8 protein-coding genes, 5 tRNA genes, 3 rRNA genes and 1 riboswitch are annotated in these 16,340 nt (G+C 46.2%); of the genes, 3 read left to right on the top strand and 13 right to left on the bottom strand.

Annotated features, from left to right (window positions below; all coding sequences use genetic code 11):
* Positions 1-45: 45 nt before the first annotated feature.
* Positions 46-144: riboswitch (TPP riboswitch) on the bottom strand.
* Between the two features lie 62 nt (positions 145-206).
* The 13 genes from crcB to QWZ07_RS22005 all read right to left on the bottom strand — a co-directional run bounded on the left by crcB (position 207) and on the right by QWZ07_RS22005 (position 11,439).
* Complete coding sequence (gene crcB / locus QWZ07_RS21945; protein ID WP_060983701.1) at positions 207-590, bottom strand: fluoride efflux transporter CrcB; 384 nt, start codon at positions 588-590, stop codon at positions 207-209.
* Between the two features lie 99 nt (positions 591-689).
* A complete protein-coding gene (locus QWZ07_RS21950; RefSeq protein ID WP_192854224.1) occupies positions 690-2,072 on the bottom strand; it encodes a multicopper oxidase family protein in 1,383 nt (460 codons plus the stop codon).
* A gap of 526 nt (positions 2,073-2,598) precedes the next feature.
* Positions 2,599-2,675 (bottom strand) — tRNA-Trp (locus QWZ07_RS21955).
* A 60-nt stretch (positions 2,676-2,735) separates the two neighbouring features.
* Positions 2,736-2,812: transfer RNA gene (locus QWZ07_RS21960), tRNA-Asp, on the bottom strand.
* Between the two features lie 67 nt (positions 2,813-2,879).
* Positions 2,880-2,995, bottom strand: a 5S ribosomal RNA gene (gene rrf, locus QWZ07_RS21965).
* A gap of 92 nt (positions 2,996-3,087) precedes the next feature.
* Positions 3,088-5,980, bottom strand: a 23S ribosomal RNA gene (locus tag QWZ07_RS21970).
* Between the two features lie 368 nt (positions 5,981-6,348).
* Positions 6,349-6,424 (bottom strand) — tRNA-Val (locus QWZ07_RS21975).
* Positions 6,425-6,456: 32 nt separating this feature from the next.
* A tRNA-Lys gene (locus tag QWZ07_RS21980) sits at positions 6,457-6,532 on the bottom strand.
* A gap of 2 nt (positions 6,533-6,534) precedes the next feature.
* Positions 6,535-6,610 (bottom strand) — tRNA-Glu (locus tag QWZ07_RS21985).
* Positions 6,611-6,701: 91 nt separating this feature from the next.
* A 16S ribosomal RNA gene (locus QWZ07_RS21990) occupies positions 6,702-8,256 on the bottom strand.
* Together the 16S, 23S and 5S rRNA genes with 5 tRNA genes alongside form the textbook arrangement of a ribosomal RNA operon.
* A gap of 530 nt (positions 8,257-8,786) precedes the next feature.
* Positions 8,787-9,314 carry a menaquinone-dependent protoporphyrinogen IX dehydrogenase gene (gene hemG / locus QWZ07_RS21995; RefSeq protein ID WP_192854256.1) on the bottom strand — a complete coding sequence of 176 codons (528 nt, stop codon included), beginning with the start codon at positions 9,312-9,314 and terminating at the stop codon, positions 8,787-8,789.
* A gap of 9 nt (positions 9,315-9,323) precedes the next feature.
* A complete protein-coding gene (locus QWZ07_RS22000) occupies positions 9,324-10,781 on the bottom strand; it encodes a TrkH family potassium uptake protein (protein ID WP_012602960.1) in 1,458 nt (485 codons plus the stop codon).
* Between the two features lie 34 nt (positions 10,782-10,815).
* Positions 10,816-11,439, bottom strand: coding sequence for a YigZ family protein (locus tag QWZ07_RS22005; protein WP_004736669.1), 624 nt, complete (start codon positions 11,437-11,439; stop codon positions 10,816-10,818).
* A 227-nt stretch (positions 11,440-11,666) separates the two neighbouring features.
* Here QWZ07_RS22005 and fadB point away from each other — a divergent pair, with 227 nt between their 5' ends.
* From fadB to acuI, 3 genes are all read left to right on the top strand, one after another.
* Complete coding sequence (gene fadB, locus QWZ07_RS22010; RefSeq protein ID WP_192854257.1) at positions 11,667-13,838, top strand: fatty acid oxidation complex subunit alpha FadB; 2,172 nt, start codon at positions 11,667-11,669, stop codon at positions 13,836-13,838.
* A 26-nt stretch (positions 13,839-13,864) separates the two neighbouring features.
* Positions 13,865-15,028, top strand: a complete 1,164-nt coding sequence (fadA, locus tag QWZ07_RS22015; RefSeq protein ID WP_065111981.1) for an acetyl-CoA C-acyltransferase FadA — start codon at positions 13,865-13,867, stop codon at positions 15,026-15,028.
* Positions 15,029-15,270: 242 nt separating this feature from the next.
* The gene (acuI, locus tag QWZ07_RS22020; RefSeq protein WP_017103120.1) at positions 15,271-16,251 is read left to right on the top strand and encodes an acrylyl-CoA reductase (NADPH); all 981 of its coding nucleotides are present in this window, start codon (positions 15,271-15,273) and stop codon (positions 16,249-16,251) included.
* Positions 16,252-16,340: the final 89 nt, after the last annotated feature.

Genomic DNA, 16,340 nt, shown 5'->3' on the forward strand with positions numbered 1-16,340 from the left:
AAATACAGTTGTGATCTGGAGATAGATCTCTAGAGGGATTCTAGTTAGATATCTACTCTTGTTCCCTTCGCAGGTATTAGCCTGATCAGGTTCAACGGATCCCGAGTTAACGGTCTCAGCCATATGGCACTCCGACAAGTTCGATCGAGTATATAAAAACGGCTTGGATAAACCAAGCCGAGTTGTTAACAAATCGTAAGAAAGTTTTAAGACTTTATCAAAAGTTGGAAGCCGATCCATGCTGCTGAGATGCTGAGAACCACGTTGAGTAACACATTGAGTCCCATCTTAAAGAAAGCACCCTGCTGCATAAGAAGCACGTTATCCATCGAAAATGTAGAAAATGTAGTCAGTGCTCCAAGGAAGCCAAGACCGATAATTTGTCTCCATGGTTCTGTCGCAACCATCTCATTCTCAAACGCTGCGATGAGTAAGCCCATAATTAAAGAGCCAACCACGTTAACAGTTAGCGTACCATAAGGAAAACCACGCCCTAGCATCACCACACATAACTCTGAAATCAAATAGCGCGAACAAGCACCAAATGCGCCACCAATGGCAATAAAACCTAAAATAGATAACTGACCCATGAATCCTCCCAAACAATAATCCCTATATTCTAGCTTTAACGCCGATAAAAGCGAGGGTAGAACTAAGAATGCATGCGCAAATATTAAACGTTACAGGTGTCACTTAACTTCGATATATCCCATTAAACCCGTTTTCATGTGTTCTATAACATGACAGTGATACATCCAACGTCCTGGGTTGTCGGCAACAAATGCGGCTTTCGCTCGGCCGTTTTTTCCAAGTAGCACGGTATCGGTATGGAAAGGTTCTTCAATTTTTTTACCATCAAGTTCCAATACAGTGAATGTATGACCATGAATATGAATCGGGTGATGATATTGAGTGACGTTCTTAAGATCGAATATGTAAGTCTTACCTAGATCTAAAGTCGCCAACGGCTCAGGGATATTGTCTTTGCTCATCCCCTCCCACGCTCGTTTATTAGTAAGCCAAAATTTAGGCATCGATTTACCATCTTTAGATACAGGTGAAACTGCACCCTCCCACTCGAACACGAAATCGATCTCTTCAGCATTAGTAAGATCTAGGTTGGGTACTGGATTCAATGGTAATAATGGCAACACTCGCTCTTGAGTAAATGTTGAATCTACGACTTCAAATTCGCACAAAGAAAATGGAAAACGCCCCTTCATTTGGAGAACGTTAATTCGCTCACCAGCTTTGGGAGCGATCAGTCCGATATCAACACGCATCCCTGGACCAATTTTATGTTGAGTCAGTTTGTAAGGCGATTTTACAGGGTTACCATCGATGGCAATCACCCATGCCTCTGCCCCTTCGATAGCAATAGGATAAGTGATCGTATTATCGACATTGGCAATCCGCAGTCGAGTCGTTGCATACTGCTTCAACCGATATACGGGTTCATGAACTCCATTAACACTACTCCACTCACCAGGAGTGCCCATACGAGCACTGAGTCGAGGAATCATTAAGTCTTTCCATTGACCTTGCTTGTCGATATGCCAATGTTTAAGCATCAATGCGTGTTCTTCGTCAAACTGCACTGGAGTGCTTTCTTCTACGATAATAAGGCCAACTAAACCCATACCGAGTTGTTTAACGCTATTCATATGTGGGTGATACCAAAATGTGCCAGCATCTGGCGGCGTAAACTCATAAATGAATGTTTCACCTGGCATGATTGGTGGCTGACTTAAGAAGGGAACTCCATCCATTTCGATAGGAATTCTTAAGCCATGCCAATGGATAGTCGTCGGCTCTGATAGCTTATTCGTAAAACGAATTATGACTTTTTCACCCTGTCGACATCGAATCGTCGGAGCTGGGATCTGTCCATTAAAAGCTAAAACATTGGTATCAAATCCCGCGACTAACTCAGCTGTTGAAGGTTCAGCAATTAAGTCATAGACATACTTACCTTGCCCATCAACAGACTGCTTCATAGAACAAGCGGGCAAAACAGTTAGTGCAGATATAGCGAGAGATGATTGAATAAATTTACGACGGGAAATATCCATATTTGTTGCCTTTTAGTAATAACGACCAAAATGTAACAAAATATTGAGAATAATTCTCATAAAGAAGTGGGGATTGTGCTGTTGATTGTTTATAAAAGAGACTGGGATAAGTGAGCACTTACCTTTCTAAGGTCAAATATCAGCCAATACAAGAAATGACAGCTTAAATATCACACATAGAAAGCCAAAAGACCTCCCTCTTCGACTAGATATTCAAACTATTACGGAGGCGTTAAGGTTCGAATATCAATATATCCAAATTAGAAGAATTAGGTAAAAGCATTATGAGTCGGCGCTCAAAGTATTCCACCGGGATGACGTTCCATCTCCCAATATTGCTTCGAAGAAGCAACAGGCGTAAAAAAGCCCCAACATTTCTGCTGAGGCTTTGTATATAGAAGGGTTGGAGGTTTAGACTCCCAACATGCGCTGTTTTGGTAAGTCGGGGAATCCGCTACATTGCTAATCGCATATATTAGATTCAGAAAGCAAAAAGGCTCTAGCATTTCTGCTAGAGCCTTAAATATGGCAGGGGTGGAGAGATTCGAACTCCCAACACGCGGATTTGGAATCCGCTGCTCTGCCAATTGGAGCTACACCCCTAAAATTTTTTACTACTTCAGATTCGAAAAAACCTCGCACTAGGCGAGGTTATCGAATAAGTGGCGGAGTGGACGGGACTCGAACCCGCGACCCCCGGCGTGACAGGCCGGTATTCTAACCAACTGAACTACCACTCCGCAGTGGTCAACTCACTAAGTGAGCGTCCATATCTCCAGGTCGGTCAACCTAAAGATTTAATTTAAAGCCTGGCGATGTCCTACTCTCACATGGGGAAACCCCACACTACCATCGGCGCTATTGTGTTTCACTTCTGAGTTCGGCATGGAATCAGGTGGGTCCACAATGCTATGGTCGCCAAGCAAATTTTAAAATTCGGAAAACTGATTTAAAAGTATCTCTTCAAACTCATTCAAGGTCTGTCTTTGAGTCCACAAAACCCCTTGGGTGTTGTATGGTTAAGCCTCACGGGCAATTAGTACAGGTTAGCTCAATGCCTCGCAGCACTTACACACCCTGCCTATCAACGTCGTAGTCTACGACAACCCTTTAGGACGCTTATAGCGCCAGGGAAAACTCATCTCAAGGCTCGCTTCCCGCTTAGATGCTTTCAGCGGTTATCGATTCCGAACTTAGCTACCGGGCAATGCCATTGGCATGACAACCCGAACACCAGAGGTTCGTCCACTCCGGTCCTCTCGTACTAGGAGCAGCCCCTTTCAATTTTCCAACGCCCACGGCAGATAGGGACCGAACTGTCTCACGACGTTCTAAACCCAGCTCGCGTACCACTTTAAATGGCGAACAGCCATACCCTTGGGACCGACTTCAGCCCCAGGATGTGATGAGCCGACATCGAGGTGCCAAACACCGCCGTCGATATGAACTCTTGGGCGGTATCAGCCTGTTATCCCCGGAGTACCTTTTATCCGTTGAGCGATGGCCCTTCCATTCAGAACCACCGGATCACTATGACCTGCTTTCGCACCTGCTCGAATTGTCATTCTCGCAGTCAAGCGGGCTTATGCCATTGCACTAACCACACGATGTCCAACCGTGTTTAGCCCACCTTCGTGCTCCTCCGTTACTCTTTGGGAGGAGACCGCCCCAGTCAAACTACCCACCAGGCACTGTCCGTAATCCCGATTCAGGGACCAACGTTAGAACATCAAAACTACAAGGGTGGTATTTCAAGGACGACTCCACCACATCTAGCGACGCGGTTTCAAAGTCTCCCACCTATCCTACACATGTAGGTTCAATGTTCAGTGCCAAGCTGTAGTAAAGGTTCACGGGGTCTTTCCGTCTAGCCGCGGGTACACTGCATCTTCACAGCGATTTCAATTTCACTGAGTCTCGGGTGGAGACAGCGTGGCCATCATTACGCCATTCGTGCAGGTCGGAACTTACCCGACAAGGAATTTCGCTACCTTAGGACCGTTATAGTTACGGCCGCCGTTTACCGGGGCTTCGATCAAGAGCTTCGACCGAAGTCTAACCCCATCAATTAACCTTCCGGCACCGGGCAGGCGTCACACCGTATACGTCATCTTACGATTTTGCACAGTGCTGTGTTTTTAATAAACAGTTGCAGCCACCTGGTATCTGCGACTCTCGTCTGCTCCATCCGCAAGGGACTTCACTGATAAGAGCGTACCTTCTCCCGAAGTTACGGTACCATTTTGCCTAGTTCCTTCACCCGAGTTCTCTCAAGCGCCTTGGTATTCTCTACCCGACCACCTGTGTCGGTTTGGGGTACGATTCCTTACAATCTGAAGCTTAGAGGCTTTTCCTGGAAGCATGGCATCAATGACTTCACTACCGTAGTAGCTCGACATCGTATCTCAGCGTTAAGAAAGTCCGGATTTACCTAAACTTTCCGCCTACGTACTTGAACCTGGACAACCGTCGCCAGGCCCACCTAGCCTTCTCCGTCCCCCCATCGCAATTGTAAGAAGTACGGGAATATTAACCCGTTTCCCATCGACTACGCCTTTCGGCCTCGCCTTAGGAGTCGACTTACCCTGCCCCGATTAACGTTGGACAGGAACCCTTGGTCTTCCGGCGAGGGAGTTTTTCACTCCCTTTATCGTTACTCATGTCAGCATTCGCACTTCTGATACCTCCAGCATGCCTTACAGCACACCTTCAACGGCTTACAGAACGCTCCCCTACCCCACATACCCTAAGGTACGTAGCCGCAGCTTCGGTGTATAGCTTAGCCCCGTTACATCTTCCGCGCAGGCCGACTCGACCAGTGAGCTATTACGCTTTCTTTAAATGATGGCTGCTTCTAAGCCAACATCCTGGCTGTCTGAGCCTTCCCACATCGTTTCCCACTTAGCTATACTTTGGGACCTTAGCTGGCGGTCTGGGTTGTTTCCCTCTCCACGACGGACGTTAGCACCCGCCGTGTGTCTCCCGGATAGTACTTACTGGTATTCGGAGTTTGCAAAGGGTTGGTAAGTCGGGATGACCCCCTAGCCTTAACAGTGCTCTACCCCCAGTAGTATTCGTCCGAGGCGCTACCTAAATAGCTTTCGGGGAGAACCAGCTATCTCCAGGTTTGATTGGCCTTTCACCCCTAGCCACAAGTCATCCGCTAATTTTTCAACATTAGTCGGTTCGGTCCTCCAGTTGATGTTACTCAACCTTCAACCTGCCCATGGCTAGATCACCTGGTTTCGGGTCTAATCCTAGCAACTGTACGCCCAGTTAAGACTCGGTTTCCCTACGGCTCCCCTAAACGGTTAACCTTGCTACTAAAATTAAGTCGCTGACCCATTATACAAAAGGTACGCAGTCACACCACGAAGGTGCTCCTACTGCTTGTACGTACACGGTTTCAGGTTCTATTTCACTCCCCTCACAGGGGTTCTTTTCGCCTTTCCCTCACGGTACTGGTTCACTATCGGTCAGTCAGTAGTATTTAGCCTTGGAGGATGGTCCCCCCATATTCAGACAGGATATCACGTGTCCCGCCCTACTCGATTTCACTGATTATGATGTGTCGGTTACGGGGCTATCACCCTTTATTGCGAGACTTTCCAGACTCTTCACCTGCATCATTAAAAGCTTAAGGGCTAATCCAATTTCGCTCGCCGCTACTTTCGGAATCTCGGTTGATTTCTCTTCCTCGGGGTACTTAGATGTTTCAGTTCCCCCGGTTTGCCTCCTGTTGCTATGTATTCACAACAGGATACGTGCTTATGCACGTGGGTTTCCCCATTCAGAAATCCCAGACTCAAAAGGTTATTACTACCTAATCTGGGCTTATCGCAAGTTATTACGTCTTTCATCGCCTCTGACTGCCAAGGCATCCACCGTGTACGCTTAGTCACTTAACCATACAACCCGAAAGGGTCTTAGTGTATGGCAACTAACCAAGGTTTTTGGTTGTCATCAAGAAGGGTTAATTCTTGATAACTGTTTGCCGGACTCAATTGTGAATCAAACTAACGTTTGATTCGAATACAAGACACTTGAATGTGTTTGTTGTGTTTATCAATAAAGATAAACATTGAGAACTTTTAAATTTGATTGAATTACTCGTAAGTAAATCAATCAGTCAGCTTTCCAAATTGTTAAAGAGCATGAGACTTTAAGAACCAGTGTTCTAAAATTCACATTTTCTAAAGACTCTCAGGGTCAAACACACCAACCAACGACAAAAGAAGTGGTTTGGATATGACTATAACCAAGAATATTTAGAGAATGGTGGGCGATACCGGGCTCGAACCAGTGACCCCCTGCTTGTAAGGCAGGTGCTCTCCCAACTGAGCTAATCGCCCACGATAGTTTTAATTCCTTCGCGGAGAAAGAATGGTGGGTCGTGCAGGATTCGAACCTGCGACCAATTGATTAAAAGTCAACTGCTCTACCAACTGAGCTAACGACCCAATGGTATCCCGTAGGGGAGTCGAACCCCTGTTACCGCCGTGAAAGGGCGGTGTCCTAGGCCTCTAGACGAACGGGACACTGGATATTGAAGAACTTGGGAGTTCTTCGTCTCTTTTACTTTCTAAACCTAATCAATCTGTGTGGACACTCATCGTAAGTATCTTCGTATAAGGAGGTGATCCAGCCCCAGGTTCCCCTAGGGCTACCTTGTTACGACTTCACCCCAGTCATGAACCACAAAGTGGTGAGCGTCCTCCCCGAAAGGTTAAACTACCCACTTCTTTTGCAGCCCACTCCCATGGTGTGACGGGCGGTGTGTACAAGGCCCGGGAACGTATTCACCGTGACATTCTGATTCACGATTACTAGCGATTCCGACTTCATGGAGTCGAGTTGCAGACTCCAATCCGGACTACGACGCACTTTTTGGGATTCGCTCACTATCGCTAGCTTGCTGCCCTCTGTATGCGCCATTGTAGCACGTGTGTAGCCCTACTCGTAAGGGCCATGATGACTTGACGTCGTCCCCACCTTCCTCCGGTTTATCACCGGCAGTCTCCCTGGAGTTCCCGACATTACTCGCTGGCAAACAAGGATAAGGGTTGCGCTCGTTGCGGGACTTAACCCAACATTTCACAACACGAGCTGACGACAGCCATGCAGCACCTGTCTCAGAGCTCCCGAAGGCACACCTGCGTCTCCGCTGGCTTCTCTGGATGTCAAGAGTAGGTAAGGTTCTTCGCGTTGCATCGAATTAAACCACATGCTCCACCGCTTGTGCGGGCCCCCGTCAATTCATTTGAGTTTTAATCTTGCGACCGTACTCCCCAGGCGGTCTACTTAACGCGTTAGCTCCGAAAGCCACGGCTCAAGGCCACAACCTCCAAGTAGACATCGTTTACGGCGTGGACTACCAGGGTATCTAATCCTGTTTGCTCCCCACGCTTTCGCATCTGAGTGTCAGTATCTGTCCAGGGGGCCGCCTTCGCCACTGGTATTCCTTCAGATCTCTACGCATTTCACCGCTACACCTGAAATTCTACCCCCCTCTACAGTACTCTAGTTCACCAGTTTCAAATGCAGTTCCGAGGTTGAGCCCCGGGCTTTCACATCTGACTTAATGAACCACCTGCATGCGCTTTACGCCCAGTAATTCCGATTAACGCTCGCACCCTCCGTATTACCGCGGCTGCTGGCACGGAGTTAGCCGGTGCTTCTTCTGTTGCTAACGTCAAGATGCGCAGCTATTAACTACACACCCTTCCTCACAACTGAAAGTACTTTACAACCCGAAGGCCTTCTTCATACACGCGGCATGGCTGCATCAGGCTTTCGCCCATTGTGCAATATTCCCCACTGCTGCCTCCCGTAGGAGTCTGGACCGTGTCTCAGTTCCAGTGTGGCTGATCATCCTCTCAGACCAGCTAGGGATCGTCGCCTTGGTGAGCCATTACCTCACCAACTAGCTAATCCCACCTAGGCATATCTTGACGCGAGAGGTCCGAAGATCCCCCTCTTTGGCCCGTAGGCATTATGCGGTATTAGCCATCGTTTCCAATGGTTATCCCCCACATCAAGGCAATTTCCTAGGCATTACTCACCCGTCCGCCGCTCGACGCCCATTAACGCACCCGAAGGATTGTTAGTGTCGTTTCCGCTCGACTTGCATGTGTTAGGCCTGCCGCCAGCGTTCAATCTGAGCCATGATCAAACTCTTCAATTTAAGATTTTGTGACTCAACGAATACTGACTTCAAAACTAATATTTACCGAAGTAAACATGTAATTCTAAAGCTATTACCATTCCAACAGAATGGTAATGAATTGACTGTGCCGAATAACTACAAGTAGTTAAACGTATTGGTCACTCAGTTCATTGAAATCAATTTTGATTCCGAAGAATCTGTTTTATCTAACGATAAAACGTTTTGATATTCATCAACGAGTGCCCACACAGATTGATAGGTTTAAATTGTTAAAGAGCTTTTCCTTTTTGAGCTTCGCTCAAATCGGACGGCCATTTTAGCGATTTAAGTTTTAGTGTCAACCACTATTTTCAAAACTTTTTTCAAGCGCTTAGCTTGGCTAATTTGACCTGCTGACTCGTTTTGGTTTCTTACGAAGCCTTCCCGTTTCAACGAGGTCGCATTATAGAGATTTCGATCACACTGGCAAGCCCTTTTTTAAGTTTTTCTCGTTTTTTTATTCGTTCGATTAAAAAGAGCACAAAACGCCTCAAAAGTAGGCTTTTCTCTTACATCTCTTGCAGTTTCTTAGAGAATAAAGAGACTTTTTCCCAGTTCGTGTACTCAACTTCCTTGGTTGTATCCGTTTCTCCACCTGTCATATTCATAATGAATCGAATCATGGTTTTATCGAACCAGTTATAACGAGGGTAATAGAGGGCGCCAGCAAACACACCGATCAAAGTAGGTTGCCACGGGGACTTAAGAAGGAACTTCTTAATATAAGCGCTACCTTCAGGAGTATCTTTGCCTTGGTCTTCTTTACGAGCGGTTAAGTTAACGCAAAAGAAAGCAACCTTGCTTGATTGCAGCTGAGCAAGGTTGGCATCAATGAACTGATATAGCTTCTTATTGAGGTGCCCATAACGAATAGACGCGCCAATCAAAACTCGGTCGTATTGAGCAAAGTCGACATTACCAGTGGTGTGCAGATCTTGAAGCTCACATTCGAACTCATTCATTTCTTCTTTTATATAGTTCAAGATTTTCTTGGTCTGGCCTTCACGGCTTGAATACAAAAATAGAGCTTTTGCCACAATATGTCCTTAGCTACGCCAAAACGTAGGGGTCAATAAAATTAATAAGGTGAATATCTCTAAACGGCCAAACAGCATGGATACGATCAACACCCATTTAGCCTTGTCATTCACATCGCCGAAGTGCATTGCCACTTCACCTAAGCCTGGACCAAGGTTATTCAATGTTGCCGCTACAGCAGAGAAAGCGCTTAGCTCATCCATCCCCGTAGCAATAAGAGCCAACATACAAACCACAAAAACCAATGCGTATGCAGAGAAGAAGCCCCAAACCGCATCAACGACACGTTGTGGTAGCGCTGAACCACCAACCTTGATGGTATAGACAGCACGCGGGTGGACAAGACGCTTCATTTCACGAGCACCCTGTAAAGTAAGCAGTAATATTCGAATGACTTTCATACCACCACCCGTTGAACCTGCACAACCACCTATAAAAGAAGAGAACAAAAGCAGCACAGGTAAGAATAACGGCCATTCAGAGAAACCGGTGGTGGTGAAGCCTGCGGTTGTTGAAATAGATACTGTCTGGAACAACGCCTGATCGAAAGCATCATAATACGAGTCATAAGAATGGTGATTCAACAGTAACAAGAAACAAACTAAGAACAGGACGACTTGAATAAAGATAAAAGCGCGGAACTCAGGATCTTTCCAGTAATACTTAGGATGTACACCACCAGAAGCAAATGCCGCAAAGTGAAGAGAATAGTTACACGCAGATATAAGAAGGAACACGACCGTAATCATATTGATAGCAGGGCTGTTGAAGTAGCCCATACTCGCATCGTGAGTCGAGAAGCCACCAATAGCAATGGTTGAGAAACTGTGGCTGATTGCATCAAAGAAACTCATACCTGCAAGCCAAAACGCTACCGCACAAGCAATCGTTAGACTCAGATAGATGTACCAAAGTGCTTTTGCCGTTTCAGCAATACGCGGAGTCATCTTACTGTCTTTTACAGGGCCCGGAATTTCAGCACGATATAGCTGCATACCACCGATACCCAGAACAGGAAGGATGGCTACCGCCAATACGATGATACCCATACCACCAAACCATTGTAGGAATTGGCGGTAAAATAGAATTGCTTTAGGTAAGTCATCGAGGCCGACAATTACGGTTGCACCTGTCGTTGTTAATGCAGAAAACGATTCGAAAAAGGCATCAGTAACGGAAACGCTCGGATTATCCGCGATCAAAAACGGCAGCGCACCAGCACTGCCGATTACCGTCCAGAACAACACCACAATGAGAAAGCCATCTCGCGCCTTCAATTCATGTTTATAGCGTCGGTTTGGAAACCAGCAAGTTGCTCCACAAAATAATAGAACGAAGAAAGTCGTCACAAATGGCACACCCGCACCATCTCTATAGATCAGTGCGACGAGCGCAGGTGCGAGCATTGATACACTAAAAAGTGCTAATAATAATCCGACGATTCGAATAATTGAGCGAAATTGCATGAGCTATTGAACGAAGCGAAATGCTTCACACTTCCTAGTTGTCTTTGACTTTCGTTACCAGTGCCTTGGCACCGCTTTTATTGATCATGGTTTGGGTAAACGAATCTACCTGAAGGAGCTCTATTTCAATAATAAGCTCAACTTGAACACCATAATCCGCTTGGACTTCAACAGCCTGATGCTGAGCCATAATGGATTGCGCGATTGGCACAAAGCCATAGTCTAACTCTAGCCGTAATTTTGTGGTTATTTTTTTCTCGATAGTTTGAAGCAGCTTGAGAGCTTGTTGCACTCCTCCACCATATGCCTTTACTAGCCCACCCGTTCCAAGCTTGATTCCGCCAGAATAACGAGTGACAACGGCCGTCAGTTCACCAACACCAGAACCAGACAGTTGCGCCAAGATAGGCTTACCCGCAGTACCAGATGGCTCTCCATCGTCACTAAAGCCCCACTTCATTGAGTCTTCAGGTCGCCCTGCAGCAAAGCCCCAACAATTATGTCGCGCTGATGAATGCTCTTTTTTTACCTGTTCTACGAACTGTTTAGCAGCTTCTACACTTGGAGTATGAGCAAGATGAGTAATGAAGACGCTCTTCTTTATCTCTTCTTCAAACAGAGCCGACGCTGACGGTATTAAATAGGGCTGTTCATTCATATCGTTAACTTAATTAATAAGAGCGGCGAAGTGTATCACGCGTGAATAATAAGGGTTAGAGGATCTGTGCTATCGCACAATGTTAAACAATTGTTTAAAAAATGTATTGAAATTCACCAAGCAGAGGTACAGACTAGAATGACTGGTCTTACCAGGTACTCTACAATAATAGAAAGATAACAAGATTCTCTCAAACAATCGTGGATTGTATGTCATGGAGATAGACAATGATTTACCAAGCTAACACCTTACAGGTAAAGGAATTACAAGATGGTATTGCAGAACTTAGCTTCTGTGCTCCGGCCTCTGTAAATAAACTCGACCTTGCTACTTTAGAATCGCTAGATAAAGCGTTAGATGCTCTTAATGCTCACGCTGGATTACGTGGTTTAATCTTAACTTCAAACAAAGACGCGTTCATCGTAGGCGCAGACATCACTGAATTTCTTGGCCTATTTGCTAAGCCAGAAGCAGAACTTGATGAATGGTTAAGATTCGCTAATTCAATCTTCAGTAAGCTAGAAGACCTTCCTGTCCCAACTATTTCAATGATGCGTGGCCATGCCCTTGGCGGCGGCTGTGAATGTGTCTTAGCGACCGATTTCCGTATCGGTGACAAGACCACCAGCATAGGCCTACCAGAAACCAAACTTGGCATCATGCCTGGCTTTGGTGGTTGTGTGCGTCTGCCACGTGTTATCGGTGCTGACAGTGCAATGGAAATTATCACGCAAGGCAAAGCATGCCGTGCAGATGAAGCACTTAAAGTTGGCTTGTTAGATGCGATTGTTGAAACAGACCAGTTACTAGAGTCGGCAATCAACACTGTTTCTCTAGCAGCCAATGAGAAACTCGATTGGCAGCTACGTCGTAAACAAAAAACATCAGCACTTTCACTAAGCAAACTAGAAGCGATGATGAGCTTTACCATGGCTAAGGGCTTAGTGGCTCAAAAAGCAGGGCCTCACTACCCAGCTCCGATTACTTCTGTGATTGCAATTGAAGAAGCAGCGCGCAGCGATCGCGATGCAGCATTGGATATCGAACGCAAACACTTTGTTAAGCTAGCAAAATCTGAAGAAGCAAAAGCATTGGTCGGCTTATTCCTTAATGACCAATACATCAAAGGCTTAGCAAAACAAGCTGGTAAGTCTGCGAATAAAGCAACTGAACGCGCAGCAGTACTTGGCGCTGGCATCATGGGTGGCGGTATTGCTTACCAGTCAGCGTTAAAGGGCGTGCCAGTGATGATGAAAGACATCGCACAGGCGTCTCTAGATCTTGGTATGAACGAAGCTTCTAAGTTGTTGAATAAACGCTTATCACGCGGTCGCCTCGATGGATTCAAGATGGCAGGCATTCTGTGTTCTATTACTCCAAGCCTGCATTATGCAGGTGTTGAGCAATCAGATGTGATTGTGGAAGCGGTTGTAGAGAATCCTAAAGTAAAAGCAGCGGTACTGAGCGAAGTGGAAGGTTTGGTTGGTGAAGACACGGTTCTAACATCAAATACCTCAACAATTCCGATTAACCTGTTAGCGAAATCTTTGAAGCGCCCAGAGAACTTCTGTGGCATGCACTTCTTTAACCCAGTACACCGCATGCCTTTGGTTGAGATCATCCGTGGCGAGCATACTTCAGAAGAAACGATCAATCGTGTGGTTGCTTACGCAGCGAAGATGGGTAAATCCCCTATCGTTGTTAACGACTGCCCAGGCTTCTTCGTTAACCGTGTACTTTTCCCTTACTTTGGCGGTTTCAGCATGTTGCTACGTGATGGTGCTGACTTCACGAAGATCGATAAAGTCATGGAGCGTAAGTTCGGTTGGCCAATGGGCCCAGCTTACTTGCTAGACGTTGTAGGTTTAGACACAGCACACCATGCACAAGCAGTAATGGCGCAAGGCTTCCCTGAGCGTATGGGTAAAGAAGGTCGTGATGCGATTGACGCACTTTACGTCGCTGAAAAATACGGCCAGAAGAACGGCAGCGGTTTCTACACGTACAGCGTAGACAAACGCGGTCGTCCTAAAAAGACCTTCTCTGAAGACATTCTTCCTATCTTGGCTGACGTATGCCAACAGCCACAAGACTTTGATGACCAGACAATTATCCAACGTGTGATGATTCCAATGATCAACGAAGTGGTGCTTTGTTTAGAAGAAGGCATCATCGCGACACCGCAAGAAGCGGATATGGCACTGGTTTACGGTTTAGGCTTCCCTCCATTCAGAGGCGGCGTATTCCGCTACTTAGACAGTGTGGGTATTGGTAACTTCGTTGAAATGGCGAAGAGCTACCAAGACTTAGGTGCAATGTACCAAGTTCCTCAACTATTGCTTGATATGGCAGCGAAAGGCGAAAGCTTTTACGACGGCCAACAAGCCAGTTCTCTGTAACCCACATTTGGAAAAGGAATAGCAAAATGAATAATGTAGTTGTTGTTGATTGCCTTCGTACCCCAATGGGACGTTCCAAAGGTGGAGCTTTCCGTCACACTCGTGCTGAAGATCTGTCGGCACATTTGATGAAAGGCATTTTAGAGCGCAACCCAGAAGTAAACCCTGTCGAAATTGAAGACATTTACTGGGGTTGTGTACAACAAACGCTAGAGCAAGGCTTTAACGTGGCTCGTAACGCTGCTTTGCTTGCTGGCCTACCGATTGAAATTGGTGCGGTAACGGTGAACCGTTTATGTGGTTCATCTATGCAAGCTTTGCATGATGCTGCTCGTTCAATCATGGTTGGAGATGCGGAAATCTGCTTGATAGGTGGTGTAGAACACATGGGGCATGTACCTATGAACCACGGTGTCGATTTCCACCCGGGCATGTCTAAGCACGTAGCAAAAGCAGCAGGCATGATGGGCTTAACGGCTGAGATGCTTGGCAAGATGCACGGCATCAGCCGTGAAGACCAAGATGCCTTCGCCGCTCGTTCACACGCTAGAGCACAAGCTGCAACGGTAGAAGGTCGTTTCAAGAACGAAATCCTACCAACCGAAGCTCACGCAGCAGACGGTTCGCTGTTCACTCTGGATTACGATGAAGTTATTCGCCCAGAAACAACAGTTGAAGGTCTATCTCAGCTGCGTCCTGTATTCGACCCAGCAAACGGAACGGTAACAGCAGGTACTTCATCAGCATTGTCTGATGGTGCATCGGCAATGTTGATCATGAGTGAAGATAAAGCCAACGCGCTTGGCCTTAAGATTCGCGCTCGCGTGAAGTCAATGGCTATCGCAGGTTGTGATCCTTCAATCATGGGTTACGGTCCAGTACCAGCGACTCAAAAAGCGTTAAAACGTGCAGGTCTGAACATTGAAGACATGGGCGTTATTGAGCTCAACGAAGCGTTCGCTGCTCAATCTCTTCCATGTGCGAAGGACTTAGGTCTACTGGATGTGGTTGACGAGAAAGTTAACCTTAACGGCGGTGCGATTGCACTCGGTCACCCACTGGGTTGTTCTGGCTCTCGTATCTCAACAACGCTAATCAACCTAATGGAAGCACAAGACGTGAAATACGGCTTAGCGACCATGTGTATTGGTTTAGGCCAAGGTATTGCAACGGTATTTGAACGCCCATAGCGATCACTGACAGTAATACTTGAAGGGTAATCTTTTGTGCAGCTATATTTATATAGCTGCACTTTTTATTACTTGGCATCCGATAATCTATCTATTCGTTCAGCGAACTTGGCAAAAGAAAAAGTACCAACTACATCTATGCACAAAACGCATAGATTCAATGTTGATGTTTCATTATTTTTTCTTCGATGATTCAACTAAAGTTACTTCAGTTTCCTAATATTCCTCCTACGGAGCAGATCATGTTTAAAGCACTTGTACTAAACCAAGAAGACAAAAAAACTATCGCATCAGTTTCTCAAATTGATGAGTCTCAATTACCAGAAGGTAACGTGAAGGTTGATGTGAGCTACTCTTCTTTGAACTACAAAGATGGTTTGGCGATAACAGGTAAAGGGCGCATTGTTCGCAACTTCCCTATGGTTCCTGGTATCGACCTTTCTGGTGTGGTTTCACAATCTGATGACCCGCGCTACAAAGCAGGCGACGAAGTTGTTCTGACGGGTTGGGGTGTTGGTGAAGGCCACTGGGGCGGTATGGCTGAGAAAGCTAGCCTAAATGGTGACTGGTTAGTGCCAATGCCTGCAGGTCTAGACGCGAAGAAAGTCATGGCGATTGGTACAGCTGGTTTCACCGCTATGCTTTGTGTGCAAGCTATTGTAGACGCTGGCATCAAACCAGAAGACGGTGAAATCCTAGTAACGGGTGCAAGTGGCGGCGTAGGCAGCGTGTCTATTACGCTACTAAACCAACTAGGCTACAAAGTAGCAGCAGTTACTGGCCGAGCTTCAGAAAATGGCGAGCTTCTAAAATCACTAGGTGCAACACGCATTGTTGAACGTGCGGAACTAGAAGAACCGGCGAAACCACTTGAGAAACAACTGTGGGCTGGTGCTATCGATACAGTAGGTAGCAAAGTACTTGCTAAAGTATTGGCGCAAATTGATTACAACGGCGCGGTTGCAATGTGTGGCCTAGCCGGCGGCTTTGACTTACCAACTACGGTAATGCCATTCATTCTACGTAACGTTCGCCTACAAGGTGTGGATTCAGTAATGTGTCCTCGTGAGAAACGTATTAAAGCGTGGGAACAACTTGCAGAGTTGCTACCTGAGTCTTTCTACGGCCAAGCGACTAAAGAAGTGTCTTTAGATGGTGCAATTCAAGCTGCAGAAGACATCACTAACGGTCAAATCACTGGTCGCGTAGTTATTAAACTGTAATTGCGAATTAAACTTCCGTAACCCAGAATAACAAAGGGCTGATAGTAATCAGCCCTTTTGCATTTTTGTCATTTGGATCGAGTATACCA

Source organism: Vibrio lentus (assembly GCF_030409755.1).
Classification (GTDB): Bacteria; Pseudomonadota; Gammaproteobacteria; order Enterobacterales; family Vibrionaceae; genus Vibrio; species Vibrio lentus.